Genomic DNA, 25,628 nt, shown 5'->3' with positions numbered 1-25,628 from the left:
CGAATGTCAGCACATCAAACAGCAAATAGAGATAAAGTACCTTTACTGCAAAAGGCTTCGTTTGGGGCAGGTCACCTGGTACTTAATTTACTACCCGGGGCTTTAGGGGTCTTTATGTTCTTTTTGCTTACCGCTTTTGGGATGAACCCATTCCTGGCTGGCTTGCTTGGCGGTTTACCGCGCATTTTTGATGCTCTGACGGACCCAATTATGGGATTCATTTCTGACAATACTAAATCCAGATGGGGTCGCCGCCGGCCGTACATTTTTGTAGGTGCTATCCTAAGCGGGCTCTTTTTCATTCTGCTTTGGCAAATGGATGAGACAAATTCCCAGGCATACAACTTCTGGTATTTTTTGATTATGTCGATGGTTTTTCTGGTGGGTAACACGATGTTTGCGACGCCGCTGATCGGATTGGGTTACGAGATGACGACCGATTACAACGAGCGAACTCATCTTATGGCATTCTCACAGACTGTTGGACAAATCGCCTGGATGATTGTACCGTGGTTTTGGGTACTTATCGCGAATCCGGATTTATTTGCAGATCAGGCTACAGGGGTTCGGCAGTTATCCGTGATAGTAGGAGGGATTTGCATCGCCCTTGGGCTTTTGCCCGCTATATTTTGTGAAGGCTTTGATGATGCTGAAATGGAGAACCGGAAGGAAATCACCTTTAAAAAATCATTTGAGAACTTAAAAGAGCTGTTCCATGGTATAGTACTTGTATCTAAGAACAAGCCGTTCATGAAACTCTGTGCGGCTACTTTCCTAGTGTTTAATGGCTTTCAACTCGTAGCCTCCTTCAGTTACTTTATCATCGTTTTTTACATGTTTAACGGGGACTACGGAGCTGCTGGTAACTGGCCGGCCTGGTTCTCAACCATTACCGCTGTAGCTACTGCTTTTCTGGTGATTCCAATCGTCTCCTGGCTATCGGATACCTTCGGTAAACGGAAAGCCTTCATCATATCAACGGCTCTTTCCATTGTTGGATATATACTGAAATGGTGGGGATTCAGCCCCGAAAATCCATGGCTGCTATTCATGCCCATTCCATTTATGGCTTTCGGACTTGGCGGCTTATTTACACTGATGATGAGTATGACGGCAGATGTGTGCGATCTGGATGAGCTTAAGAATGGCATGCCCAGGAAAGAAGGCACCTTCGGGGCTATTTACTGGTGGATGGTGAAGCTTGGGCAGGCATTGGCGCTTGTACTTGGAGGCCTGGTACTGGAATTGGTTGGTTTTGATCAAAATGCGGCCACACAAACGGCTGAAACCATGACAAACCTGAGGATAGCTGATATAGCAATACCCGCAATTACGGCTGCTATGGCCATATGGGTGATGTACAGTTACAGTTTAACGGAAGAAAGGGCCAAAGAAATTCAACAGACATTAGTGGACAGGCGCGGAGAGCTATGATCTGTTCAGATAAGCATTAATAAGAATAATTATATCGAATAAGAAAAATGTCGTTTAGAAAAGAACAATTTCTGAGTTACAAAAAATCAAACCTGATACCAAAGCTAAGCTATCTGGACGAAATGCCGGCAGACGAGATTGACAGTCTGTTTCGGGAGGTGCTGGACAGTGGTATTCATGGTTTGTGCTTTAGTTTATATGAGGAAGGCCAAAAACCGGGTGATCGTATTTCCGAAGAGCAGGTGCGGCGAAGAATGGAAGTCATAGCACCCCATACCGACTGGGTTCGCTCATTCTCATGTATCGAAGGTAATGAGCACATTCCAAAAGTTGCGACTGATCTGGGTATTCAAACTCTTGTAGGAGCATGGCTTGGTGATGATAAAGAGAAGAACGAGCAGGAAATCGACAATCTGATCAGACTGACTGAGGATGGGTTAGTTGACATTGCAGCCGTTGGTAATGAAGTACTTTACAGGGAAGACCTTGAAGAGTCAGAATTACTCGGATACATCAAAGAAGTAAAGCAGCGAATACCTAATGACATTCCGGTCGGTTACGTAGACGCATATTACGAGTTCGTGCAGCGGCCACAGCTAACGGCTTTATGTGATGTTATACTCTGCAACTGCTATCCATTCTGGGAAGGCACCAGTTATAAAGATTCTCTGCAGCACATGCGACAGATGTACCACCAGGTAAAAGAGATCGCAAACGGTAAAGAGGTAATTATCTCTGAAACCGGCTGGCCAAGTAAGGGAGAATCGTTGGGAGGAGCTAATCCATCCAAAATTAATGCCATGAAGTATTTCATAAACGCTAATCTGTGGACACAGGACGAGGGCATTGAAAGCTTTTACTTCTCCTCATTTGACGAATCCTGGAAAGTGAGAGCTGAGGGGGAAGTAGGAGCCTGCTGGGGAATATGGGACAAAGACGGAAAACTTAAATATTAGGATGAACAGTTTTAAAGAATTAGACATATCACCCGGTCAGGCAATCTGTTATTCAGGATTCAGAAAGGGACAGCACCCGGAACATACGTTTCCGAGTTATGAAGAAGTAAAAGAAGATTTACTGCTTCTTAACAATTACTGGGATTATCTGCGCCTCTATAACTGTGATGAGCATGCTAAAACAGTTCTTGAAGTTATTCGGAATGAAAGCATGGATTTTAAAGTAATGCTTGGAGCCTTTATCGAGGCTGAAATGAATAATTTTAACTGCCCCTGGGGCGGCGGTGTTTATTCTGAATCTGAGCTGGAGCTGAATGCTGAAAACAATCAAAAGCTTATTAACAGTTTGATTGAGTTCGGTAATGATTACCCGGATATCATTTTTGCATTATCTGTCGGAAACGAATCTTGTGTAGACTGGACCGATCACTATGTACATGAGGACAAGGTTCTCGGCTATGTAAATATGGTGAAAGAACAAGCCTCTCAACCGGTTACATTTTGTGAAAACTATGTTCCTTGGCTTTTTAAACTGGAAAAGCTGGCCAACGCGGTCGACTTCATTTCCATCCATACCTACCCGGTTTGGGAATACAAGCATATAAACGAAGGGATTGGGTACACCAAAGACAATTATTACTCCGTAGCTCAAAAATATCCGGATACGCCTGTGATTATAACTGAGGCTGGCTGGGCTACGCAGTCGAACGGAAGTGGTATTTCTGCTAACCATGTAAGTGAAGCCCATCAAAAAGTTTATTTCGATCAGCTTACCGAATGGACTACAGAGGAAAGCATAATGACCTTCTTTTTTGAAGCTTTTGACGAAGACTGGAAAGGCTCTCCGGAGCCTTTAGAACCCGAAAAACACTGGGGATTATTCAATATAGACAGAACGCCAAAATCGGCTGTTCAGCACATCATTCCAAAGGAAATTGATGTTTAACATCAACGCATAATCATAATTAACAACCATAAACTCACTAAAAACAGAACATAGAAGAAACGATACTAATCATAAACAATTAATTACCAGAACTATGAAGAAAACACTATTAACACTAATGATGCTTGCGGTTACATCGTTTGCATTTGCTCAAAACAACCCGGTTGATTTTGAAGCAAATGGCATTGGAGTAGACTGGGAGTGGACCGTTTTTGAAAACGTAGACAACCCGGCTGTAGATGTAATCGAGAACCCTGATAAATCAGGAGCCAATACGTCTGATTCGGTAGCCTCTTTTACCGCCAGAGCAGCCGGAGCTAGTTTTGCAGGAGCTACTTCTGGAGACATCGGTCAATTTACACTGGACTCTACAAACCGAACTATCTCGCTAATGGTCTGGAAATCTAAGATCAGTGATGTAGGTATTAAACTTGAAACGGCTTCTGGTTTTTCGCCGGGAGATATCAAAGTTGCCAATACCGTTACCGGAGAGTGGGAAGAACTGACTTTTGATTTCTCCGACTATGCCAATCCTCCCGGAGGTGAACAATACAATGGAATCACCATCTTCCCGGATTTCGGAGACCGATCAGAAGATGCAACCATTTACTTTGATAATCTGACATTCTCTGAAGAGATGGAGGATACCACTCAAACCGGTAATACAGTTGCATTCTGTGCCGAGCCCGTTTTCAATAACGGTATTACTGCTGAAACAGCAAGCGAAGCCATTCTTACCATTGAGAATGAAGATGCTCAATCTATGAGAATCAGCATGAAGTCTGCAAATGATGACAGCTTGGATGTGCTGATTGCCAACGCATTTGGTGGTCCAATCACAGGAAGCCCGACACCATCCGCTGTAGATACTCTTGAAGACGGAACGCTTACAATGACATTAACCTGGAATGGAGGCGCACCACCGGCTGAAGTTGACTTGAACCTGCTTTGGAGTAAAGACTCATTTGCAGGAAACTGGCAGCTGGGAACCGAAAATACCACAGTAGCTTTTGACCAAACCTGTGGCGGAGGAACCGAGCCTCCTAAAGGAAATCTGCTTACCAATGGTGACTTTGAAGCAGGTGATGATGGTTCATGGTACGGTAATGCTCTGGACATCCGCACAGAGGGTGGAAACAGCTATAACTTTGCTGATGTGGCTACAGCCGGAAATGCCTTTGATGTAAACCTCAGTCAACTTGTGGACCTTACTGCCGGCGAGACCTACGTACTGTCTTTTGAGGCTTCAACCTCATCAGGTAACACACGCGATATGATTGTTGGAATAGGTCAGAGTGAAGGCCCGTTCTATGCAGCTACACAGTCTGTTACCCTGGTAGATAGCACCCAACTTTATAAAGTGATTCTCTCTGCCATTGATGATGGAACCGGTAATACCTTTGGTGGTCCGTCTAGCCGTGTTTTATTTGATATGGGAGCGGATGTTGGTATTGTTGTACTTGATAACGTATCTCTGGAAGTGTACGTAGAGCCTGCAATTGAAGCATTTTCTCTGTTATCTCCTCCGGACGGTACCGATCTTAACCTTGAAGGTGAACAGTCCACGGAAGTAGAGATATCGTGGAGCAAAGCTGCCTCTAATACAGACGTTATGTACACCTGGCATGCTGATGTTCCTGAAGGTGACTTCTCTGATCCACTATTGAGTATCCCGTCTGACAATAACGGATCCGATACCACGCTTACATTGACCTATCAGGCACTGGATGATGCTTTAGCCAGCCTCAATGTGGGTGCAGAAAGTTCAATTGACCTCATTTGGACTGTAACAGCCATGGCGGGAGACAGCGTTAGATTTGCTGAAAGCTCCTTCGATTTAATGCTTACACGCGGTACTCTTACATCAAATGAAAACGAGGCTATCCCATCCAGCTTTTCATTAGATCAGAACTATCCCAACCCGTTTAACCCGACTACTAATATTTCTTATCAGATACCAAGCGCTGCAAACGTATCACTAACGGTGTATGATATTACGGGAAGAGAAGTAGCCACATTTACTCAAGGGCGACAGGCAGCAGGCAGCTATACGCTGACTTTTGATGCCAGTAATCTCTCCAGCGGAATGTACATTTATCGTATTTCTGCCGGTAATTTTTCGGCTACCAAAAAAATGATGTTGATCAAGTAATCAACCTCTCGAATAGATTCAAAAAAAACCGGCTCTTTATGAGTCGGTTTTTTTATGTTTAAAAAACACCGAATTAGTCTAATTAGTTAGAATGATTTTCAGTGGAAAAGGTTATATAGGTATAATGTACCAATTGTTGAGTAGGATCAGGTATAATAAGCACGCTCGTTTCTTGAAAAAGTTAATTACATATTTATCACTTCATCTGCTATGTGCATCTATTTGCGTAGCACAGCAAGAAGCGGTGAAAGGGGTTCCCTATCTAAAGAATTTTACTCCCTCCGACTATAATCATAAAGGAAAAGTCTGGGCTATTGACAGTGCACCAAATGGTATTATTTACATGGCTGCCGATAAAGCTATGTTAGAGTTTGATGGAGAGGTCTGGAGCGATTACAAGGGTAGTCAGGGTATTATAAGATCGATATTGGTAAAGAATGACTCATTGATCTACACCGGTTCCGATTTGGACTTCGGCGTGTGGGAAAGAAATAAATACAATGAGTTTGAATATACTTCTTTATATCCGTTTAAAGAGGATTTGAATGAAATAAATGAAGAGTTTTGGAATGTTCACCATCTCAATGACAACATCCTGTTTGTTTCGGCGAGCAATATTTACATCTATAAAGATGAAAATCTCACAAAGATTTCAGCTCCGGGATCCATAAGTAAGAGCTTTGTAGTAGGAGACAGGTTCTTATTTGTTGATGAAGAAGGCTTGTTCGAATTGAGTGACTTATCTCCCCAAAAGCTTACAACAACTGCAGAGCGATCACCAAATGATATCACCGGGGTGTATGAAAATAACGAAGGGCTAGTTCTGGTATCACGGAATTCAGGGTTGTGGCAATATACATCAGGTTCCATCAGTCCGGTTGGTAACGAATTATCGGATGAGTTGAAGAAAGGCAGTGTATTCAGTTTTGAGAAGATCGATAGCATAAGGCTTGCTTTTGGAACCATATCTCAGGGTTTATATATCAGTGATATTCAGGGAAACCTGATTCATCACATCAACAAAAATAAAGGGTTGCAAAACAACACGGTGTTGAGTTTGCACCACCAACCTAATGGCAAGCTGTGGCTGTCTATGGATTATGGTGTTTCGTTTCTTGACTTAGGAAATGAGTACACCTTCTTCTATGATTATGAAGGCAATTTTGGAACAGGATATACGGCTGAAGTCACCGGAGACACATTCTATTTAGGCACCAATCAGGGACTGTATACAACCAATTGGCAATCACTCAATAATACCGGAGACCTGGGACAATTCAGTTTAATAAAAGGTACAGAAGGGCAAGTTTGGTCGCTGCAAACCATCGATGATCAGATATTGATGAGTCACGATCAGGGGCTCTTTTCGGTTGAAGGTAATAACGCCCGAAAGATAGGTGAACAAAAGGGGATATGGACGCTGCAGCCCTTTGGTGATGTATTGCTTGCAGGTACATACAATGGCATTTCAGTTTATGAGAAAACTGGTAATGAATGGAGCTTTCGTGAGAAGATGGAGCTTATTCTCGGATCCTGTAATCGGGTGATTAAAGGAAAGGGGCAAACAATTTGGGTTAATATCCCAAACTATGGAGTGATTAAGGCAACACTGAACGAAAACTTATATCCAATCGAACGAGAGATTTTTCTATCAGAAGAATTTAAAGGGGAGGAGCATGTATTAAGAAAATCCGGTGATAACATTGTGGTGTTAACCGAGACTCACCGGTATGATTACAATTCAATTCAGAATGACTTCTCAGAACAGAGACTGGATGGGGAAACAGAGGAAATTGATGACTTATTACTTGGTAATACTAATCCCGAACAACTAAATGAACAATACGAATTCTACCCGGTTTATAATGGCTTTGCTTTCAAAAAACTGGACAACAATGGGAATGAAGATAGCCTGAATTTTCAGCTGATTTTCAGGGAGGCGGTGGCATACAATAATGAGAATAAGATGAGAGCATACCCCGGTGCTGAACTTCCTCATCGCTTCAATAACATCAGAATACGGGGAATAGTACCGAATGTGGACGGAGCTTATTATCAATACCGGGAACAAGATACAGGCCAATGGAGTAGCTGGATAAAAGAATCAGATTTTGATCTCGTGGGTTTATCATATGATGAGCATACATTTACCGCACGCGCAAGAGTTAATGGTATCATCTCTCAGCCCAATAGTTTGAATTTCAGTATAGCTTCACCCTGGTATTTAAGCTGGTATGCGTATTCATTCTATGTGTTAGCCACAATTTTGATGATGTATGGTTTATACCGCTGGCAGGAAGTTTCTCTGGGAAAACAGAAGAAAGATATGCTGATAAATCAGCGAAAGTCGCTGCAGCAACAGCAGGAGAAACACAAAAAGACGCTGAAGCTTGCCGAGCAACAGAAATCCCGTGCAGAGTTTGAACAGCTTAAGGCACAGCTGAAATCAAAAACCATTGAGCTGGCTACCAAAGCCAAGGAGAATGATGAGAAGAACAGAATCCTGCAAAAGCTGAAAAGCAAATTTGAGCAAATTGGCAATAACCCGGAATCAGTTAAAGTCCGTAGTTCAGAGATTCTTCGGATAATTGACTCTCATATTGAGCCGGAAGACAACACCTTCGAAATACAGATTGATGAGCTACACCAGGAATTTTTTGACACATTAAGGGATGAATTCCCGGATCTGACTCGCTACGATTTGCGCCTTTGTGCATACATCAAAATTGGTTTTAACAGCAAGGAAATTTCCAATATGCTGAATATTAAACCATCCAGTGTTTATATCAGCCGGTCGAGATTAAGGAAGAAGCTCAATATCGAAACAGACGAGGATTTGCACAGCTACCTCAATTCCATATAACTCACTCACTATTAGAAACATAAAAGGCTACCTTGAAAAAGGCAGCCTTAACACTTTCTCGAAAGAAAGTTTAGCCTATTGCAGCTATCATTCCTTTCAGCTTTTCAGACTCAGCAATTTGTCCGCTTTGCGGGTACTCTTCAATAATCTGAGTAGCCAATTCATCAGCTTTGTCGTAGTTACCGGCCTGATAATAAGCTTGTGCGGCTTCCAAAAGGTTAGATGGAGTAGTAACACTGTTCTCATCCCAATTAGCGGCCTGAACGAATTTCTCTGCTGCGGCTTCATAACTTTCATTGGCCATTAGCAGTTTACCATGGAGACTAAGAGGGCCTACACCAAGAATGCCTTTGGGCACCTCAAACTCTTCCATGAATATGAGTGCATTTTCAATATCGCCCAGTTCGTAACTGGATACAGCGGCATAGAAGTTTGCAATATTGCCGGCGTTAGTTCGTGGGAATTCCTCAGAAATTTGATCGAATCCATAGGTCAGCTCAAACTCATCACCATAAAGAGCGTTTTCGTAATCAGCCTGATTATAGTAGTTCTCGGCTACAGACAGTAACTGCTGTGCTTCCTGTTCCTGTGCAGAGGAATAATAATTATATCCTATAATGCCGCCTACAACAAGCACAACTGCAATGGCTACAGTGGTGATGAAGCTCTTGTTTTCAGTTACATAAGCCGCTGCACGATTATAATTCTCAATCAGCGGATCAGATTCTAATTCTTCTTTTGAAAGTCGTTTCGACATGTTTATTAATTTAAAATAGCTGTGATTTGAAGGGTGTAAAAATAGGACTGTTTTGGGACTTCCCAAAACCTTAAAGTGATTCTAAAACACCATTTTTTAATTCAAGGATGGTATCCGATCGGCTTGCGATTTCCTTTTCGTGCGTAATCAGCAATACAGAAACGCCCATAGCTTCCCGGAGCTCAAACAAAAGATCCAGGATAATATCTGTGTTTTCCTGATCAAGGTTTCCGGTGGGTTCGTCAGCAAGTACCACACGTGGGTTATTCATAAGCGCTCGGGCCATGGATACCCGTTGCTGCTCACCACCTGAAAGTTGGGTAGGGCGGTGGCCCGACCGCTCATCGATACCAAAAAGGCCAAGCAGTTCATGAGCCCGTTCATACGCCTCACCGGTTTGGGTGCCGGCAATCAGCGCGGGCATAGCCACATTTTCGAGCGCGGTAAATTCCGGCAGTAAATGGTGGAATTGAAAAACAAAGCCGATATACTTATTTCGGAAATCAACCAGGCTATCCGGCTTATAAGTCGAAATGTTCTTTTCATTCCAGAATACATCTCCGGAATCAGCACGATCCAGACCTCCCAGAATATGAAGCAGTGTACTTTTACCGCTTCCGCTCGAGCCAACAATCGATGTGATGCTCGCTTCAGTAATCTCCAGATTCATACCCTGTAATACTTTAAGCTCTCCTTTATCAGGTCCGCCCGGAAAGCTTTTATATAAGTCCTTTGCTTGAAGAACGATCTTTTGGTTATCCATTAATCGGTAGCTGAATTGTTTAGTCCGGGATAGGTAACGGGCTCGATGTGCACACATTTTCCGGTTTCGATATCTACTTTTGCTAAAGCCCCACAAAGCTGATTATCGCCGGAAGCGGGCTGATATTTCTGATGGACCCCCGTCATTAATCGCTTGATGGCTACTTTCTTGTCCATCCCGATAACTCCGTTCATGGAGCCGGTCATACCGGCATCGGTCAGGTAACCGAGTCCTTGCGGAAATATACGGGCATCATTGGTTTGAACATGAGTATGCGTTCCAACCATCACCGAAGCTTTTCCGTCAATATGCCAGCCCATGGATATTTTCTCAGCGGTGGCTTCGGCGTGGAAATCCACAAAAATGATCTTCGTCTCTTCCCTGATTTTCTCCAACGCCCACTCGGCTGTGGAAAAAGGATCGTCAATGGCCTTCATAAAAGTACGCCCCTGCAAATTCAGTACGCCTACCTTTACATTTTTATTGGGCACTTCATGAATACTGAAACCAAGCCCGGCATTTCCTTTAGGGTAGTTAAGAGGGCGGAGGATATGATCATGATCGCGCATGTAATCAAACACCTTCCATTTGTCAAAAGAATGATCGCCACCGGTAACCACATTTACTCCAAGGTTAAGCAGGTTTTTTATGATTTTCCTGTTTGTTCCAAATCCTTCGTGGGAATTTTCGGCATTGGCGATCACAAAGTCGGCATCATACTTCTTAATAAGACTGGGTAAGAAGGTATTGGTCATTTCAATACCGGGGTCTCCAACTATGTCGCCAACAAAAAAAATGCTGATTGTATCAGCCAAAATATACTCCTGCTATTTATAGGGGATTATTATTCTTTGATTTCGGTGAGCAGGCGTTCGAGACTGTGATTCACCCGCTCCATCAGAACTTCTTCGTTATTCTCTAATTCTGTATTTGCGTTACGGGCTTCAAAAAGCTCTTCGGCTATGCTAAGCGCAGCCAGCACCATAACGGTAGATTCCGGCTGTTTCACCAGTTGCTGCCGGTAGGTTTTAAAACGTTCATCCACAAACTTGCAGATTCGGACCATGGATTCTTCTTCATGATCCTCTACTTTTAGAGGGTATTGTTTGCCGAGGATGGTAACTTTTATCGATTTCATGAATCAACTCCAAGGTGATGGTCAATTTTTGAGATAAGCCCCTGCACGTGTTGCCTAAGCGCCAGCCTTTCTGATTCTGTGATAGCAGAAAAGATATCGGTTTGCTTTTCGTGTTCTTCCTCGAGTTTGGCTTTAAGCTTGGCGTTGTCCTTCTTAAGCTCGCGAATTTCCTGTTTCAGACCTTCCACCTCGGAACCCACTTCATCCAGCAGCCGTCTGAACTTGTCGCTTTGTTGTGAAAGTTTATTCATATGCAGGTTTGGTTACCCTCTCAGTTTAGCTGAAAAATCTTTTTCCAATGATTTAACAATTCGCTGAATAATAGGTTCTACTTCTTTGATATTCAAGGTCTTGTTCGGATTCAGGAAGTTTAACCGAAAGGCCAGGCTTTTGTTTCCTTTTCCGATTGACTCACCCTCAAAAACATCAAAAATATCAATGCTTTCCAGCTGATCGCCGGCTTTGTCTTCTATCACCTCCATCAGTTCTCCGGCTGTAACCGATTGAGAAACAATCACAGCAAAGTCGAATTCGAATGCGGGAAATTTAGGAACGGCTGTAAAAGTATTTTCAGGTATAACCTCAAGAGCCTCGGCTATTGTTGACACAGATAGTTCAGCCACAAAAGCTTCCTGATCGAAATCATAGGCTTCTTTTAAGTCATCGGCAGGAAGGAACAGGGTCCCAACTTTTTTATCTCCCCAAAAATATTCAAGAGTGTTTTCATCTTTTGCCTTCGATGAAAGATGCTCCATTAAATTCAGTTTACTGAAGAAAGCTTGAACCAAAGCCTTCAGATCAAAAATGGAATACGATTCTGCCTCTTCCGACCAGCTGTCCTGATTTTTTAGTCCGGCCAGGCCAAGCAAAACATGCACTTCTTCTTTAATGCCTTCATAATACGTTCCTTCTTCATCGGCATTGAATACATGCCCCAATTCAAAAAACCGAACACCAGCCCTTTTACGGTTGAAGTTGTAAGAGGCTGATTTCAGAAATCCGTGCAGAAGAGAAGGGCGTAAAGTGCTCATATCCTTATTTAAAGGATTGAGTGCAGAAATCATATCATCGAGCTCACCAAAATGTGAGGCTTCTTTCTCAGAAATAAGCGAGTTGGAATAGATTTCACGAAGTCCTAACTGCAGACAAGTGTTCCTGATTTTTTGATTGAGTTTTTCCCACTCGTTAATCGGTTCTGAAGAAACATAAATTCCGTGCTTCGGAGCGGGAATTTTGTTGTAGTCGAACAGTCGACCAACTTCCTCAATTAAATCGACTTCGCGTTCCAAATCCGGGCGGAAAGTAGGGATCCCATAGGTAATGGTATCCTCATTCCGTTTAACTTCCTTCAGTTCCAGTCCTTCCAAAATATTCGCGATGGTTGAGGTGTCAAAATCCGTTCCCAACAAACGATTGGTATAGCTTTTTCGGAGGGTAAGCTGATGTGTTTCTGTTTTGGTTGGGTGAACATCGACCGTTTCCTCTGAAATCTCTCCGCCGGCGACCTCAGCAATCAGCTGAGCGGCTCGTTCTGCAGCAATTGCCTGAAGGTTTGGGTCAATTCCGCGCTCAAAACGGTAGGAAGCATCGGTTTGAAGGGTTTGCTCTTTGGCTGTTCTGCGGATGGAGCCGGGGTCGAAATAGGCACTTTCAATGAGGATATCAGTGGTGTTATCTCCAACTTCAGAATCCACACCGCCCATTACGCCGGCAATGGCTACGGGACCTTCACCATCACAAATAAACAAGGTGCCCGGTGTACATTTGCGCTTCACATGATCCAGCGTTTCAAATTCAATTTCCTTATTGAAATCCTTAACTATGATTTCTTTGCCGCGAATGGTAGCGTAATCAAAAGCATGCAACGGCTGTCCCAATTCATACATCACGTAATTGGTAACATCCACTACGTTGTTGACCGGACGCACACCAATGGCTTTCAGCTTATTCTGCAGCCAGCTTGGTGATTCTTTGATTTCAACGCCTTTGACCATCTTGCCCACATACCGATGGCATTTTTCTGCATTCTCAATTTTTATGGTGATGTCATCGGAATCTTTAACCGTTTTACCGGTAGAAATCTCAGGCTTTTTCAGGTCGATGTTAAGAGCAGCTGATAAATCTCTTGCTACACCCAGGTGGCAGGTTGCATCCGGGCGGTTAGGAGTAATGGCAATGTCGATGATGGTATCTTCATAGAGCTCGAAGACTTCCGAAATGGGTGTTCCCACTTTTAAGTCTTCATCCAGCACCATGATGCCATCGTGATCGGTTCCAAGCCCGAGTTCATCTTCGGCGCAAATCATTCCTTCAGACACTTCACCGCGGAGTTTGGCCTTTTTAATTTTCAGGAAGGAACCATCATCCAGTTTTATAGGAAGGGTGGAACCCACTGTAGCCACAGGTACTTTCTGTCCGGCAGCTACATTTTTAGCCCCGCACACAATTTGTGTCTGGGAGTCGCCCAGGTTTACATCACACACCTGCAGCCGATCGGCGTTTGGGTGTTCCCGGACTTCCAGCACTTCTCCGACAATTACTCCGTCCAGAGAACTGCCAAAAGATTCAATTTCTTCTACTTCCAGTCCGATTAGTGTTAGTTTTTCTGCGGTCTCTTCCGGTGAGAGGGGAAGATCAATAAATTCTTTAAGCCAGTTGTACGATACTTTCATTAAAGCGGGGGAGGTATTTAGTTAAACTGTTCGAGGAAGCGAATGTCATTTTCGTAGAAGGTACGGATGTCGTCAATGCCGTGTCTGAGGATGGCAATACGTTCAACACCCATGCCCCAGGCAAAGCCGGTATATTTCTCGGGATCAACACCTGCATGTTTGAATACATTGGGGTCAACCATGCCGGAGCCTAAAATCTCTAGCCACTTACCGTCTTTCTCCGATCCCCACCATATATCCATTTCTAGGCTGGGTTCAGTGAAAGGGAAGAAGCCGGGACGTAATCTGTATTTTACATCCGTCCCAAACATCAGCTTGGCAAAAGTGATCAGCGTTTCCTTCAAGTCAGCAACACTTACATTTTCATCTATATATAAAGCTTCCACCTGGTGAAATAAGAAGTAAGACTTGGGTGAAACAGCCTCGTTCCGGTACACACGTCCTGGCATAATAGCCCTGATAGGCGGTTCCGTGTTTTCCATCAGTCGAATCTGCACCGGTGAAGTATGTGTTCTCAACACCAAATCCTGAATATTCGGGTCATCACTTTTCTTGATGAAAAAGGTATCCTGTTCATCCCTTGCCGGGTGATTCGGGGGGAAGTTGAGCGCCGTGAAATTATGGAAATCATCCTCAATTTCCGGTCCGTCTGCAATGGTAAAGCCCAACCGGAAGAAAATGGATTTCATTTCTTCCAGGGTCTGCGTAAGCGGGTGCAACGATCCTAAAGGATAGGAAGGAGGAGTAAGGGTGATGTCGTCTTTGGCACTCAGGTTTTTGCTTTCCTTTTGTTCAAGTGCGGCTTTAGCTTCTTCAAACTTTGACTCAGCCAGCATTTTCACCTGGTTCATCGCTTTACCAACTTCAGCCCGTTCTTCTTTGGGAACGCTGCCCATATTTTTGAACATGGATTGCACTTTCCCGTTTCGGGATAAAAACTCAAGACGGAATGCTTCGAGCTGCTCATCGTCTGAGATGGAGAAGCTGTTAATTTCTTCCTGTAATGCTTTTATATCATTAAGCATGAACTGTGATTTTCTTTTAAAATGATTTCGCATCAGCATGGCATGCTGTATACGAGGCTTAACATCTGCGCTGGAACCTAAATTAGTTCCCGAAAATAAAAAAACCGGCAAACCTTATAAAAAAGATCTGCCGGTTTATACCGTTTAATATATGCAATTAAGCAGTGGCTTCCTTAACAATAGCAGCAAACGTATCTGCATCGTGTACGGCAAGATCTGCAAGAACCTTACGGTTGATCTCCATATTCTTGGTCTTCATCCCGTGGATGAGTTTAGAATAGGTTGTACCGTTTAATCTTGCTGCCGCATTGATGCGGGTGATCCATAATCGACGGAAATTACGCTTACGATTTTTGCGATCTCTGTATTGGTAGAGAAGTCCTTTCTCTACGGCATTCTTCGCAATGGTGTAAACGTTCTTACGCTTGCCCCAGTAACCTTTCGCTTGATCAATGATCTTTTTGCGACGGCGACGGGAAGCCACCAAATTTAATGAACGTGGCATTTTGTCGTTAGTTTAAAAATTAAGATTGATAAGGCAGCTGTCTTTTGATAGACTTTTCATCGGCTTTGTCAACCAATGTGTCTTTTCCAAGCTGTCTTTTTGTTTTACTACTTTTCTTTGTCAGAATGTGACGCTTGTAAGCTTTTTTACGCTTAATTTTACCGGAACCGGTAACCTTAAACCGCTTTTTAGCACCACTATTACTTTTCATTTTTGGCATGGAAATCCACCAACTTTTGTGAAAATTTAAAGACTTATAAAATAGGGAGATTTGTATCCCTGTGCAACGAAGGAATTAACTTTTAGATGGGGCGAGCATCATGATCATTCTGCGGCCTTCCATGTTAGGCTTACTTTCAATTTTGCCTACATCAGAAAGGTCTTTAGCAAGCTGCAGAAGCAATAATTCACCTTTTTCCGTGTAAAGCATATCTCGTCCACGGAACTGCACGGTTGCTTTCACCTTGTCGCCACCTTCCAAAAATTCTCGTGCGTGGCGGGTTTTGAATTCAAGATCATGATCGTCTGTGTTCGGACGGAAGCGCAATTCTTTAACAGATATAGTATGCTGTTTTTTCTTCGCTTCTTTCTCTTTTTTCTTTTTCTCGTACATAAATTTCCCATAGTCAATCACCTTGCAAACCGGGGGCTTGGCTTTTGGGGCGACCTCTACGAGATCTAAATCATACGATGCAGCTATCTGCAGGGCGCGTTCAGCTGTCGTAATTTCATGCTCTTCGTCAGGTTTGATAACCCGAACTTTAGCTGCATTGATTTCTTCATTAATTCGAGGACGATCCTCGTTTTGTGGTCGTCTCTGATAACTTCTTCTTGCGATAGTAACCTCGTTGTTTAGTTAGTCTTTAGGTAAAGCTTTAGTTTGTATTTCTTCGTTTATGTCTGAAAGAAAATCAGAAAAATTGAAAGTTCCAATATCCCCTTTTTTATGACGGCGAACCGAAACTGTCTCATCTTCAACTTCCTTACTACCCACTATTAACATATATGGGATCTTACTCGTTTCAGCATCCCGGATTTTTCCTCCGATCTGCTCACTTCGGGAATCCAGTTCAACACGAACCCCAAGTTCATTCAATTTCTCATAGCAATATTCGGCATACGCGTTCTGTTCATCTGATATAGGAAGGATGCGTACTTGTTCAGGAGCCAGCCACAGCGGGAAGTTTCCGGCAAAATGTTCAATCAGAATACTGGTGAAACGTTCCATCGACCCAAAAGGAGCGCGGTGTATAATAACCGGACGGTGTTTTTCATTGTCTGATCCTACATAAGTCAGATCAAAGCGCTCCGGCATCACATAATCAACCTGAACGGTTCCAAGCTGCCACTTCCGTCCGATGGCATCCCGAATAATAAAATCGATCTTGGGTCCATAGAAGCTGGCCTCACCGGGAGCTACATGATAATCGAGCTCCATTTCATCAGCTACTTCACGGATCTCTTTTTGTGCACGATCCCAGTATTCAGTATTACCTCCATACTTCTTCTCGTTGTCATCACGATAGGAGAGGCGAATATCAACCGGCATCCCAAAAGTGTTAAATACAAACTGCGTGAGTTCAATAGTGTGCTTTATTTCCTGCTTCAGTTGGTCGTGCGTGCAATAAATATGGGCATCATCCTGAGTAAATCCACGCACGCGTGAAAGTCCGCTAAGCTCGCCCGACTGTTCGTAGCGATAAACGGAGCCAAACTCAGCGAGTCTCAGGGGCAGGTCGCGGTAACTGCGTAAATCGTTGGAATAAATCCGGTGGTGGTGGGGGCAGTTCATTGGCTTCAGCATGTACTCTTCATCATCAACCTGCATGGGGTTGTACTGAGAATCCTGGTAATAGGGGTAGTGCCCGGAAGTCTTATACAACTCTATATTTGCTATATGCGGGGTGATGACTTCCTTATATCCGCGTTTTTTCTGCTCATCACGGAGAAAAGCTTCCAGCGTTCGCCGAAGTACGGTTCCATTGGGAAGCCACATCGGTAAGCCACTGCCTACCATATTGTCGATCATATAAATTCCCAGCTCTTTACCAAGTTTGCGGTGATCGCGTTTCTTGGCTTCTTCCAAACGAGTAAGATGCTCTTCCAGCATTTTTTGCTTCGGAAAGCTGATCCCGTAAATACGTGTCAGCTGCTTACTTTCATTATCTCCTCTCCAGTAGGCACCGGCCAGGCTGGTCAATTTTACTGCTTTCACATCACCTGTATTTGGGATGTGCGGGCCTCGGCAGAGATCAGTGAAATCCCCCTGAGTATAAAAAGTAATGGTTCCGTCTTCCAGATCTTCAATCAGGTCCACTTTATACTCATTACCTTTTTCTTTGTAGAAATCGAGGGCTTCCTGCTTGGTTACTTCCTTTCGGTCAAACTCATTTTTTTTACGAGCCATCTCGATGAACTTGTCTTCAATCTTGGACAAGTCTTCCTGGGAGATCTGCTTATCCCCGAAATCAATATCGTAATAGAATCCGCTTTCGATGGGCGGGCCAATTCCAAACTTGGCATCCGGATACAGTTCCTGAATAGCTTCCGCCAGCAGATGAGCCGAGGAATGCCAGAAGGTGTATTTGCCGTCTTCACTGTCCCAGGTGTTGATAGCTATTTCAGCATCTTTTGTAATGGGACGATCCAGATCTATAATCTCACCATCCACGGTAATACTAAGAGCGGCACGGGCTAAGCCGGATGCTATAGACTTCGCTACTTCTAATCCTGTGGTTCCTGATGAATATTCTCGTTGACTTCCGTCGGGTAATGTAAGCGTAATTTTTTGGTCTGCCATTCAGTGTTTTATTCTCAGAATTTCTTTAACAGTGGAAGATAAAAAAAATAGTATGTACACACAGGCTTATTCTGCCGATTAATTTAGATTAAAAGGATTGGATTTGATGGTTCAGAAATGTGATATTCGTTCGGCAATGAATTTAAATCTATAATTGTACATGAATTTTAATCCCGAAGAAAGCTTCTTCGATGCTCAGCCTATGTTTGTATGCGAGCAGGCTACCCTCAAGATTCTGGATGTAAACAGTGCGGCTTCTGAGATCTTGGGATACAAAAAAAAGAAGTTTCTGAAAAAAAGAGTAATTGACTTCGGGGAGCAGAAATCAGGTGAAAAGATAAAGGATGAAATCCCGATACCTGCTAAAAAGTCTGCCGATAAGATTTGGGTGTTCAAAACAAGGGCCGGGAAGGAGCTGTACTTTCAGCTTTCTGCTCATCTCATCAATTATAAAGGCCGGCCCGCTAAGCTGGTTATTGCTCATAACTTCTCAGAAATAGTGGAGGGGAAGAGAGATAAAAAGAAATTGCTATCCAGTCAGCTGGATCTGAATAACTTTCCTCTCGCTGAAATTGAATGGGATGCATCATTGAATATCATTCGGTGGTCGTCGAAAGCTGAAGAACTGTTTGGCTATACCGAAGAGGAAGCGATAAATGAGAAGAGGCTGCTTGAGAAGTTCATCCACGATGATGATCTGGATTATGTGCGTGAAACCATTAAAGAGACATATGAAAATGGCCGGAAGGATGTTTCTGTGATCAACAGGAATATTACCAAGAACGGCGATGTAATTTACTGTGAATGGTACAACTCATTGCTTTATAATTCTGATGGTGAGGTGGTAGCCATGTATTCGCTGGTGCATGATGTAACCGCCCGCGAAGAAGCTCTTGACGATGCCAAGCGTAGCATGATGAGCTACCAGGATTTGTTCAACTCAATCAGTGATGCCATATATCTGCTTGATAAAGAAGGAACCATTATTGAAGCTAATGAAGGCCTCGAAAGTACCTTTGGGTATAGGAGAACAGAAGTAGTTGGCAAACATAACCGAATATTGGCGGCTCCGGGCAAGTATGATGAAGAGCGTATTAAAGAAATACAGGAACTGGCTCGTGAAGGCAATCCGGGGAAATTTGAGGGCTGGGGGAAAAAGAAAAACGGGGAGATTTTTCCTACTGAGTTTTTGGTGAACATCGGTAATTATTTTGGAGAAGAAGTAATTATTGTGATTGAGCGGGATATATCGGACCGAAAAGAGTCGGAAGAAGCTCTCAAACAGCGTGAGGGTTTATTCAGTAAACTGTTTAATTCATCACCTATTGGTATTGCTCTGCTGAATGAGCATCGTGAGGTCGAAATGGTGAATGATGGATTTGAGCAGCTTTTTGGGTATCGCGAAAATGAGTTGAAGGGATTGGAACTGGATAAATTAATTGTTCCTGAAAAAAGGCATGACGAAGCTGTTCGCCTTACCGAAAGTTCCAAAGTTACCGAAGTAACAGAAAGAAGAATTCGTAAAGACGGCACCATTGTGGATGTCATTATCTATGCCGTTCCGGTAGTGGTAGAGAAAAGCGTGGTGGGTATTTATGGAATTTACGTGGACATTACAGACCGGAAAAAAGCGGAGCAGCAGGTACGTAAATCACTCCGGGAAAAAGAAATGTTGCTGGCTGAAGTTCATCATCGTGTAAAAAATAACCTTGCTGTAATAACAGGATTACTGGAGTTACAATCCTATTCTGCACAAAATAAGAACGCTAAGCGTATTCTTAAAGACAGTCAGATGCGGGTTAATTCAATTGCGATGGTTCATGAAAAGTTGTATCAAAGTGAAGATTTTTCCGAAGTGGATATCAATCAGTATTTTGAAGAACTGACTGAGGTGATCCATAAAACCATGAAACGATCGGATGTAAAAGTAGATATTCAACTGGATATCATCCCGGTAAAACTTCCCATCATTCAGGCCATACCCTGTGGTTTACTGCTGAACGAAATTATTACAAACAGCTACAAACATGCTTTTACCGGAAGGAAGAGTGGTACTATCTCGGTACGCCTTTCAAAGCCTTGTGATAAGTTATTGCTCCAAATAAAAGACGATGGAATCGGCCTTCCTGAACAACCACAAGCCAATATTCATACTTCTCTGGGTATGACCCTTATTAAAACGTTGTCCAAACAGTTAAATGCGTCTTTCGACTATCGAAGTGAGGATGGCGCTATTTTTGAATTCAAGTTCGAGAAGAGCAGTGAAGAAGAGGAATAGAGGGGCGAATTAACTTTCTGAAAGTAAAATGTGCGTCCCACTGGATTCGAACCAGTGACCTCTGCAATGTCAATGCAACGCTCTAACCAACTGAGCTAGGGACGCGAGGGCATCAAATAAACGGCTTCAAATATAGGGAGCTTTCGGGGAGTAACACAACGGGAGTTTGGGTTTTTATAAAGATACAAATCGTCCATCGTCCCGAACAGTCGGGAGTCGTTCGATCTTTCGCAAATCTATCACTCGGAACTGCGGTTAACCGATGGACCGATAGATCGATTTGTGATTTTTTATGGTGCACAATTGTATACATAAACCCGTATCTTTGGCGCTCACTACAATAGTTATTTGGCATGATCAATCGAAGACAAGTACGAGAAACGGTTCTCAAAGCAATTTACGCGCTGCAGCTCGGCAAAGATTCTACCCAGCACGTGGCTGACACCATCATCAAGAAAGCGGAATTCACTAAAGAAAAAGACCTTCGCCGTTTCGCAGAGAAATTATTTTTCGAAACCATTGATCATGAAGAAGAGCTGGACGAAGTGATTGCCGATCACATCAAAAACTGGGATATCAACAGGCTGGCTTTAATTGATCGCATGATTCTGAAAATGGCCATCTGCGAGTTTATCTATTTCGAAGAAATTCCCACCAAAGTAAGCATCAATGAAGCTATCGAACTGGCTAAGAGATATTCAACTGCAAAGTCGGGACGATTTATAAACGGAATTTTGGATGCCGCTTTGAGCGATTTGAATGAAAAAGGACGCATTAATAAAAAAGGACGAGGACTCATTCAGAAAACGCTGGGAAATAATTAAAGAACATGGCACCACATCCTGAAATTATAGCAATTGGCGACATTCATGGGTGTGCAGAATGAACGAAGCACTGCTTAACACACTCGATGATACTTACAGCACTAAACCGACTTACGTATTCCTGGGAGATTACACGGATCGTGGTCCTGATTCACGAAGAGTGGTAGAGCAGCTCATCAAGTTTGATAAAAATCATGAGTGTGTTTTCCTGACCGGGAATCACGACCAGATGCTGCTGGATGCCTATGAAAAAGGGGAGTGGAACTTATGGTTGAGCAACGGCGGAAATACCACCTTAAGTAATTACGATTCATCCCCGGGCAATTTTGAGCTGCCGGCGGAGCATTACGATTTTTTCAAAAACACCGTGTTGTACTGGGAGACTGAAGACTATTTTTTTGTGCATGGAGGCATTTCTCCTGATCTGACGATAAAGGAGAACCTGGAAAGCAAATACGAACGTGAACAGTTTATCTGGCAGCGCGACCATGTGTATGCGCGAAAGAATGTGTGGGAGAAAACGGTGGTATTTGGTCATACCCCGGTAAAAGAACCTATTGTAGAACCAAACATGCTGGGCATTGATACCGGCTGTGTGTATAAAAAAAGAGGCTATGGTGTTTTAACGGCCGTGGCTCTCCCTGAAACCAAATTTATTCAACAAGAAAGTTTAGACTTTTAAAATTCAAATTATCCGTACATGAGCTTAAGATGTGGAATAGTTGGGCTACCCAACGTAGGTAAATCAACCTTATTTAATGCCCTGAGTAACGCCGGAGCAGAATCAGCTAACTTCCCTTTTTGTACCATCGACCCGAACGTGGGCATGGTTCCCGTTCCCGACAACAGGTTGCATACACTGGCAGAACTGGCTGAATCCAAAAACGTACTCCCTGCCACCATCGAGTTCGTGGATATTGCCGGTTTGGTAAAAGGTGCTTCGGAAGGAAAGGGGAAGGGAAATGCCTTCTTATCTCATATCCGTGAGGTTGACCTGATTTTACATGTGGTTCGCTGTTTTGATGATAACGATATCATACATGTGGAAGGCAGTGTGGATCCCGAGCGGGATATTCGCATCATCGAGGAAGAATTGATTCTGAAAGACCTTGAATCGGTTGAGAAACGGGTAGAGAAATTGAAAAAAGAAGCCAAAGGCGGAGATAAAGCCAAAGTGGCTCAACTCGAGATCGTTCAAAGACTGGCCGATCACCTTGGGGAAGGAAATTCAGCCCGGACTTTTGAAGTATCTAAAGAAGAGCGTGAAGCTTATAAAGATCTGTTCCTGCTGTCTGACAAACAGGTGCTGTATGCCTGCAATGTTGGGGAATCAGATCTGGAAGATGGTAATGAGTATGTGGATACTGTAAAAGAGATAGCTTCTGAGCATGATGATGAAACCGTCATGTTTTGTGCTAAGATCGAAGCTGAAATTGCCGAGCTGGACGAAGATGAAAAAGAGATGTTCCTGGAAGAACTCGGTGTTCCAAGTGCAGGTTTAGACCGATTGATCAAAGGTGCTTTCAAAGAACTGGGCTTGATAACCTACTTTACCGCAGGACCAAAAGAAGCCCGTGCCTGGACCATTAAAAAAGGCACTAAAGCTCCACAGGCGGCGGGAGTAATCCACACCGATTTTGAAAAAGGATTTATCCGCGCTGAGACTATTGCATTCAAAGACTACGAAGAGCTCGGTTCCGAAAAAGCAGCTCGCGAAGCAGGAAAAATGCGTCAGGAAGGAAAGGAATATGTGGTAGATGACGGTGATGTGCTCCTGTTCAGATTTAATGTTTAGTAGTGAGGAGTGATATGGTGATAGGGTGAATGTTTCATACTGTACCACTCATCACTTTATCACCATATCACTTAATCACCATCGACTTTTAAATCTGCCTGGGTTTGTCTTTCTTGTCATGAATTTAATTTCCTAATCAATAAATATATCTCATGACAAAGTTGATCTCCATCCTAAACCTGGCTATTGGTTTGATCGCCCTTAGTACACCCGTACATGAGCTTAACGCACAAGCCCAAACCGACCTGTTGATTCTTAATGGAACTATAGTGGATGGAACCGGGGATGATGCTTATAAGGCAGACCTATTGGTTCGTGGAGATTCCATTAATACCATTGGCGAAATCAGCCCGGATACGCTTCTTGGAATACAAGTAATAGATGCATCCGTGAAAATAGTAGCTCCCGGATTTATTGATATGCATGCTCATGGGAATCCGATTCGAACACCGGAATTTGAGAACTTCCTTTCGATGGGAGTGACCACCATACTGCTCGGTCAGGACGGCTCTTCACCAGCAAGCGGTTCTCTCACTGATTGGTTTGAAGAGGTGGATTCTGCTCAGCCGGCGGTAAATGTAGCCACTTTATCGGGCCATGCCACTCTTAGAAGATCAGTAGGTTTGAACGAAGACAAAGAAGTGTTTGACCGCGATATCGAGCGAATGCAAACCAAGCTACGAGCTGACCTGACAACCGGTGCCTTTGGGATGAGCCTTGGTCTGGAATACGTGCCGGGACTTTATGCCAAATCGGGTGAACTAACTGCTCTTGCTAAAGTTGTGGGTGAATATGAGGGGATTGTAATGAGTCATATGCGCAGTGAAGATGATTCGAGAGTCATGCAATCTATAGAGGAACTGGCCGCTTTGGGAGAATATGCCAAAGTTCATACTTCTCACTTCAAAGTTGTGTATGGGAAAGGAGAAAAGCGGGCGGAGGAAGTGTTGAATCAGATTGAATTGTATAATCAGGAAGGGATCACATTCACAGCAGATACTTATCCGTACGCAGCCAGCTATACCGGAATTGGGATTGTGTTCCCAACCTGGGCCAAAACAGAGAAAGAGTGGAAAGCTATTATGAACGAAAATCCATCGCTGCTGAGGGAGTTTCTGGCTTCGAAAGTGGATCAGCGAAACGGTCCTGATGCCATCCTGTTCGGATCGGGAGATTATGCCGGACAGACTCTGGCTGAAGCTGCCCGGGAAAAAGGGATGAGCCCGGTTGACTTGTTACTTCAGATGGGGCCAAATGCAGGATCAGCTGCTCATTTTGTAATGAATGAAGAGCTACAGGATCGAATTGCCATAGGGGAAGGAGTGATGATCAGTTCGGATGGGAGTCCGGGTATGCGTCACCCGAGAGGCTATGGCAGTTTTGCAAAAGTGATCCGTAAATATGTGGTAGAACAGGAATCTCTTTCTATAGAAAAAGCAGTGCATAAGATGTCGGGATTATCTGCACAAACGCTGGGAATCGAAGAACGGGGTGTATTGAAAGTCGGCAAGAAAGCGGATATCGTGATTTTTGATCCGGCACAGGTTCAGGATAATGCCACCTTTTCATCCCCTCATAAGCCAGCAACAGGTTTTGAATGGGTGATTGTAAACGGACATGTGGCTAAATCAGGGACAGAATTAAGTAAAGAAAAAACGGGTATGGTTTTGAGAGATAACAGTTGATTTCTCAATCTCCATTAAAACCACCTATTAACTCCTTTCGCAATTTCGCCTTCGTCTCTTCATTACAAAATGCAGCATCTATGGCGTGGTGATTAACACGAAGAAAGTGTTCAAGCTCCCAGTTAAAGTGCTTATTCAAAGAATAATATTCTTCATTCAGAGAAACATTGGAAATCGTCCGTCCGTCCGTATTGATACTTAGCGAATTTCCCCGACCATAGATTTCATTGACCCGGTGATTGGCTACTGAATTATAAATACCGGTTTGCACATTGCTGGTGGGGCAGACTTCCAGGTGGATATTATTCTCTTTGAGGTGATCCATAAGCGCATCGTCTTCCAGGCTCCGCACGCCATGACCGATTCGCGATGGATAGAAGTTCTGCAGTACTTCTCGCACACTTTCGGCACCACAAGCTTCACCTGCATGAGCTGTGCAGGGAATATTATTTTTGTTGGCATATTCAAATGCTTTGATGTGGTTATCAACAGGTAAGGTCTCATCAGCTGCTATATCAAAACCGGTGACGCAACTGCCTTTGAATTGCTCCACAAGCTGCACGGTTTGCATGCTTTGTTCTTCAGAGAAATGGCGCAGCGTACAGAGAATAACTCTTGCTTCGATGCCCGTCTCCTTAATTCCCTTGGCAGTAGCCTGATCAACTGCCTGAACAACTTCTACCGGACTAAGGCCCTCTTCAAGATGCTGAAGGGGGGCGAAACGAATTTCAGCATAAATTACACGGTCATTCCTGAGCTGCTGAAAAAGATCGAGGGTTACCATTTCCAGCTGTTCTTTGGTTTGCATGAGGGAGATGGGCTCCTGGGCACACTTCAGGTATTCCTCCAGGCTGGAGCAATTGGCCGGGGCGATGAAGTCTGACTTATACTGCTCCTGAGTAATTCCGGGTCGTAATTTTTTGACTACATCAAAGCTCAATGAGCAATCAAGATGCAGATGTAGCTCAATTTTTGGCAGCGTAGTAAAATTCATTTAACCTCAGGGATTATCGAGAATCAATATTCGTAATTAGA

Annotated in this window: 22 protein-coding genes and 1 tRNA gene; 10 read left to right on the top strand and 13 right to left on the bottom strand. The window is 43.5% G+C overall.

The window, feature by feature from the left end; translation table 11 throughout:
• The first annotated feature begins 3 nt into the window (after positions 1–3).
• The 5 genes from ABFW99_RS05505 (at position 4) to ABFW99_RS05485 (ending at position 8,351) form a co-directional block, all read left to right on the top strand.
• Positions 4–1,434 (top strand): MFS transporter, encoded by a 1,431-nt coding sequence (locus ABFW99_RS05505; protein ID WP_349355161.1) that lies wholly within the window; start codon positions 4–6, stop codon positions 1,432–1,434.
• 47 nt (positions 1,435–1,481) lie between these two features.
• Entirely contained in the window at positions 1,482–2,390 is a 909-nt protein-coding gene (locus ABFW99_RS05500) for a glycoside hydrolase family 17 protein (protein ID WP_349355160.1), read from the top strand.
• A gap of 1 nt (position 2,391) precedes the next feature.
• Complete coding sequence (locus ABFW99_RS05495; RefSeq protein ID WP_349355159.1) at positions 2,392–3,336, top strand: glycosyl hydrolase family 17 protein; 945 nt, start codon at positions 2,392–2,394, stop codon at positions 3,334–3,336.
• A 94-nt stretch (positions 3,337–3,430) separates the two neighbouring features.
• Positions 3,431–5,488, top strand: coding sequence for a T9SS type A sorting domain-containing protein (locus ABFW99_RS05490; RefSeq protein ID WP_349355158.1), 2,058 nt, complete (start codon positions 3,431–3,433; stop codon positions 5,486–5,488).
• 172 nt (positions 5,489–5,660) lie between these two features.
• Entirely contained in the window at positions 5,661–8,351 is a 2,691-nt protein-coding gene (locus ABFW99_RS05485; protein WP_349355157.1) for a helix-turn-helix and ligand-binding sensor domain-containing protein, read from the top strand.
• A gap of 70 nt (positions 8,352–8,421) precedes the next feature.
• Here ABFW99_RS05485 and ABFW99_RS05480 read toward each other — a convergent pair whose 3' ends face one another.
• From ABFW99_RS05480 to thrS, 11 genes are all read right to left on the bottom strand, one after another.
• Positions 8,422–9,108: a tetratricopeptide repeat protein gene (locus ABFW99_RS05480; protein ID WP_349355156.1), complete on the bottom strand. Its 687-nt coding sequence runs from the start codon at positions 9,106–9,108 to the stop codon at positions 8,422–8,424.
• A 70-nt stretch (positions 9,109–9,178) separates the two neighbouring features.
• The gene (locus ABFW99_RS05475) at positions 9,179–9,871 is read right to left on the bottom strand and encodes an ABC transporter ATP-binding protein (protein ID WP_349355155.1); all 693 of its coding nucleotides are present in this window, start codon (positions 9,869–9,871) and stop codon (positions 9,179–9,181) included.
• Positions 9,871–10,686, bottom strand: a complete 816-nt coding sequence (locus ABFW99_RS05470; RefSeq protein WP_349355154.1) for a TIGR00282 family metallophosphoesterase — start codon at positions 10,684–10,686, stop codon at positions 9,871–9,873. Before ABFW99_RS05470 ends, ABFW99_RS05475 begins: the two co-directional genes overlap by 1 nt.
• Positions 10,687–10,715: 29 nt before the next feature.
• Complete coding sequence (locus ABFW99_RS05465; protein WP_421774406.1) at positions 10,716–11,009, bottom strand: cell division protein ZapA; 294 nt, start codon at positions 11,007–11,009, stop codon at positions 10,716–10,718.
• Positions 11,006–11,260, bottom strand: a complete 255-nt coding sequence (locus ABFW99_RS05460; RefSeq protein WP_349355152.1) for a hypothetical protein — start codon at positions 11,258–11,260, stop codon at positions 11,006–11,008. Before ABFW99_RS05460 ends, ABFW99_RS05465 begins: the two co-directional genes overlap by 4 nt.
• Positions 11,261–11,272: 12 nt before the next feature.
• Positions 11,273–13,681 carry a phenylalanine--tRNA ligase subunit beta gene (gene pheT, locus ABFW99_RS05455; protein ID WP_349355151.1) on the bottom strand — a complete coding sequence of 803 codons (2,409 nt, stop codon included), beginning with the start codon at positions 13,679–13,681 and terminating at the stop codon, positions 11,273–11,275.
• Positions 13,682–13,698: 17 nt separating this feature from the next.
• The gene (gene pheS, locus ABFW99_RS05450; RefSeq protein ID WP_349355150.1) at positions 13,699–14,706 is read right to left on the bottom strand and encodes a phenylalanine--tRNA ligase subunit alpha; all 1,008 of its coding nucleotides are present in this window, start codon (positions 14,704–14,706) and stop codon (positions 13,699–13,701) included.
• 157 nt (positions 14,707–14,863) lie between these two features.
• Positions 14,864–15,211: a 50S ribosomal protein L20 gene (rplT, locus tag ABFW99_RS05445; protein WP_349355149.1), complete on the bottom strand. Its 348-nt coding sequence runs from the start codon at positions 15,209–15,211 to the stop codon at positions 14,864–14,866.
• A 19-nt stretch (positions 15,212–15,230) separates the two neighbouring features.
• Complete coding sequence (gene rpmI / locus ABFW99_RS05440) at positions 15,231–15,431, bottom strand: 50S ribosomal protein L35 (RefSeq protein ID WP_255135856.1); 201 nt, start codon at positions 15,429–15,431, stop codon at positions 15,231–15,233.
• 75 nt (positions 15,432–15,506) lie between these two features.
• A complete protein-coding gene (infC, locus tag ABFW99_RS05435; protein ID WP_255135932.1) occupies positions 15,507–16,049 on the bottom strand; it encodes a translation initiation factor IF-3 in 543 nt (180 codons plus the stop codon).
• 18 nt (positions 16,050–16,067) lie between these two features.
• Positions 16,068–18,011 carry a threonine--tRNA ligase gene (gene thrS / locus ABFW99_RS05430; protein ID WP_349355148.1) on the bottom strand — a complete coding sequence of 648 codons (1,944 nt, stop codon included), beginning with the start codon at positions 18,009–18,011 and terminating at the stop codon, positions 16,068–16,070.
• Positions 18,012–18,171: 160 nt separating this feature from the next.
• Between thrS and ABFW99_RS05425 the strand changes: the two genes are divergently transcribed.
• On the top strand, positions 18,172–20,289 hold the full coding sequence (locus tag ABFW99_RS05425) for a PAS domain S-box protein (RefSeq protein ID WP_349355147.1): 2,118 nt from the start codon (positions 18,172–18,174) through the stop codon (positions 20,287–20,289).
• A 31-nt stretch (positions 20,290–20,320) separates the two neighbouring features.
• On the opposite strand, the gene ABFW99_RS05420 is transcribed toward ABFW99_RS05425, so the two are convergent.
• Positions 20,321–20,394: transfer RNA gene (locus tag ABFW99_RS05420), tRNA-Val, on the bottom strand.
• A gap of 248 nt (positions 20,395–20,642) precedes the next feature.
• Between ABFW99_RS05420 and nusB the strand changes: the two genes are divergently transcribed.
• From nusB to ABFW99_RS05400, 4 genes are all read left to right on the top strand, one after another.
• The gene (gene nusB / locus ABFW99_RS05415) at positions 20,643–21,113 is read left to right on the top strand and encodes a transcription antitermination factor NusB (protein WP_349355146.1); all 471 of its coding nucleotides are present in this window, start codon (positions 20,643–20,645) and stop codon (positions 21,111–21,113) included.
• 58 nt (positions 21,114–21,171) lie between these two features.
• The gene (locus ABFW99_RS05410; RefSeq protein ID WP_440707443.1) at positions 21,172–21,795 is read left to right on the top strand and encodes a metallophosphoesterase family protein; all 624 of its coding nucleotides are present in this window, start codon (positions 21,172–21,174) and stop codon (positions 21,793–21,795) included.
• A gap of 18 nt (positions 21,796–21,813) precedes the next feature.
• Positions 21,814–22,908 (top strand): redox-regulated ATPase YchF, encoded by a 1,095-nt coding sequence (gene ychF / locus ABFW99_RS05405; RefSeq protein WP_349355144.1) that lies wholly within the window; start codon positions 21,814–21,816, stop codon positions 22,906–22,908.
• A gap of 152 nt (positions 22,909–23,060) precedes the next feature.
• Complete coding sequence (locus ABFW99_RS05400) at positions 23,061–24,593, top strand: N-acyl-D-amino-acid deacylase family protein (RefSeq protein WP_349355143.1); 1,533 nt, start codon at positions 23,061–23,063, stop codon at positions 24,591–24,593.
• A 4-nt stretch (positions 24,594–24,597) separates the two neighbouring features.
• Here the strand turns inward: ABFW99_RS05400 and add are convergent, their stop codons facing one another.
• A complete protein-coding gene (gene add, locus ABFW99_RS05395) occupies positions 24,598–25,587 on the bottom strand; it encodes an adenosine deaminase (protein ID WP_349355142.1) in 990 nt (329 codons plus the stop codon).
• Positions 25,588–25,628 lie beyond the last annotated feature (41 nt).

This window comes from Gracilimonas sp. BCB1 (assembly GCF_040117685.2).
GTDB lineage: Bacteria > Bacteroidota > Rhodothermia > Balneolales > Balneolaceae > Gracilimonas.
This window is presented reverse-complemented; position numbering and strand designations above follow the sequence as displayed.

Coding starts and splice junctions, on each gene's coding strand:
- ABFW99_RS05505 (WP_349355161.1), top strand. CDS start 4: ATGTCAGCACATCAAACAGCAAATAGAGATAAAGTACCTTTACTGCAA.
- ABFW99_RS05500 (WP_349355160.1), top strand. CDS start 1,482: ATGTCGTTTAGAAAAGAACAATTTCTGAGTTACAAAAAATCAAACCTG.
- ABFW99_RS05495 (WP_349355159.1), top strand. CDS start 2,392: ATGAACAGTTTTAAAGAATTAGACATATCACCCGGTCAGGCAATCTGT.
- ABFW99_RS05490 (WP_349355158.1), top strand. CDS start 3,431: ATGAAGAAAACACTATTAACACTAATGATGCTTGCGGTTACATCGTTT.
- ABFW99_RS05480 (WP_349355156.1), bottom strand. CDS start 9,108: ATGTCGAAACGACTTTCAAAAGAAGAATTAGAATCTGATCCGCTGATT.
- ABFW99_RS05475 (WP_349355155.1), bottom strand. CDS start 9,871: ATGGATAACCAAAAGATCGTTCTTCAAGCAAAGGACTTATATAAAAGC.
- ABFW99_RS05465 (WP_421774406.1), bottom strand. CDS start 11,009: ATGAAATCGATAAAAGTTACCATCCTCGGCAAACAATACCCTCTAAAA.
- ABFW99_RS05460 (WP_349355152.1), bottom strand. CDS start 11,260: ATGAATAAACTTTCACAACAAAGCGACAAGTTCAGACGGCTGCTGGAT.
- pheT (WP_349355151.1), bottom strand. CDS start 13,681: ATGAAAGTATCGTACAACTGGCTTAAAGAATTTATTGATCTTCCCCTC.
- pheS (WP_349355150.1), bottom strand. CDS start 14,706: ATGCTTAATGATATAAAAGCATTACAGGAAGAAATTAACAGCTTCTCC.
- rplT (WP_349355149.1), bottom strand. CDS start 15,211: ATGCCACGTTCATTAAATTTGGTGGCTTCCCGTCGCCGTCGCAAAAAG.
- rpmI (WP_255135856.1), bottom strand. CDS start 15,431: ATGCCAAAAATGAAAAGTAATAGTGGTGCTAAAAAGCGGTTTAAGGTT.
- thrS (WP_349355148.1), bottom strand. CDS start 18,011: ATGGCAGACCAAAAAATTACGCTTACATTACCCGACGGAAGTCAACGA.
- ABFW99_RS05425 (WP_349355147.1), top strand. CDS start 18,172: ATGAATTTTAATCCCGAAGAAAGCTTCTTCGATGCTCAGCCTATGTTT.
- nusB (WP_349355146.1), top strand. CDS start 20,643: ATGATCAATCGAAGACAAGTACGAGAAACGGTTCTCAAAGCAATTTAC.
- ABFW99_RS05410 (WP_440707443.1), top strand. CDS start 21,172: ATGAACGAAGCACTGCTTAACACACTCGATGATACTTACAGCACTAAA.
- ychF (WP_349355144.1), top strand. CDS start 21,814: ATGAGCTTAAGATGTGGAATAGTTGGGCTACCCAACGTAGGTAAATCA.
- ABFW99_RS05400 (WP_349355143.1), top strand. CDS start 23,061: ATGACAAAGTTGATCTCCATCCTAAACCTGGCTATTGGTTTGATCGCC.
- add (WP_349355142.1), bottom strand. CDS start 25,587: ATGAATTTTACTACGCTGCCAAAAATTGAGCTACATCTGCATCTTGAT.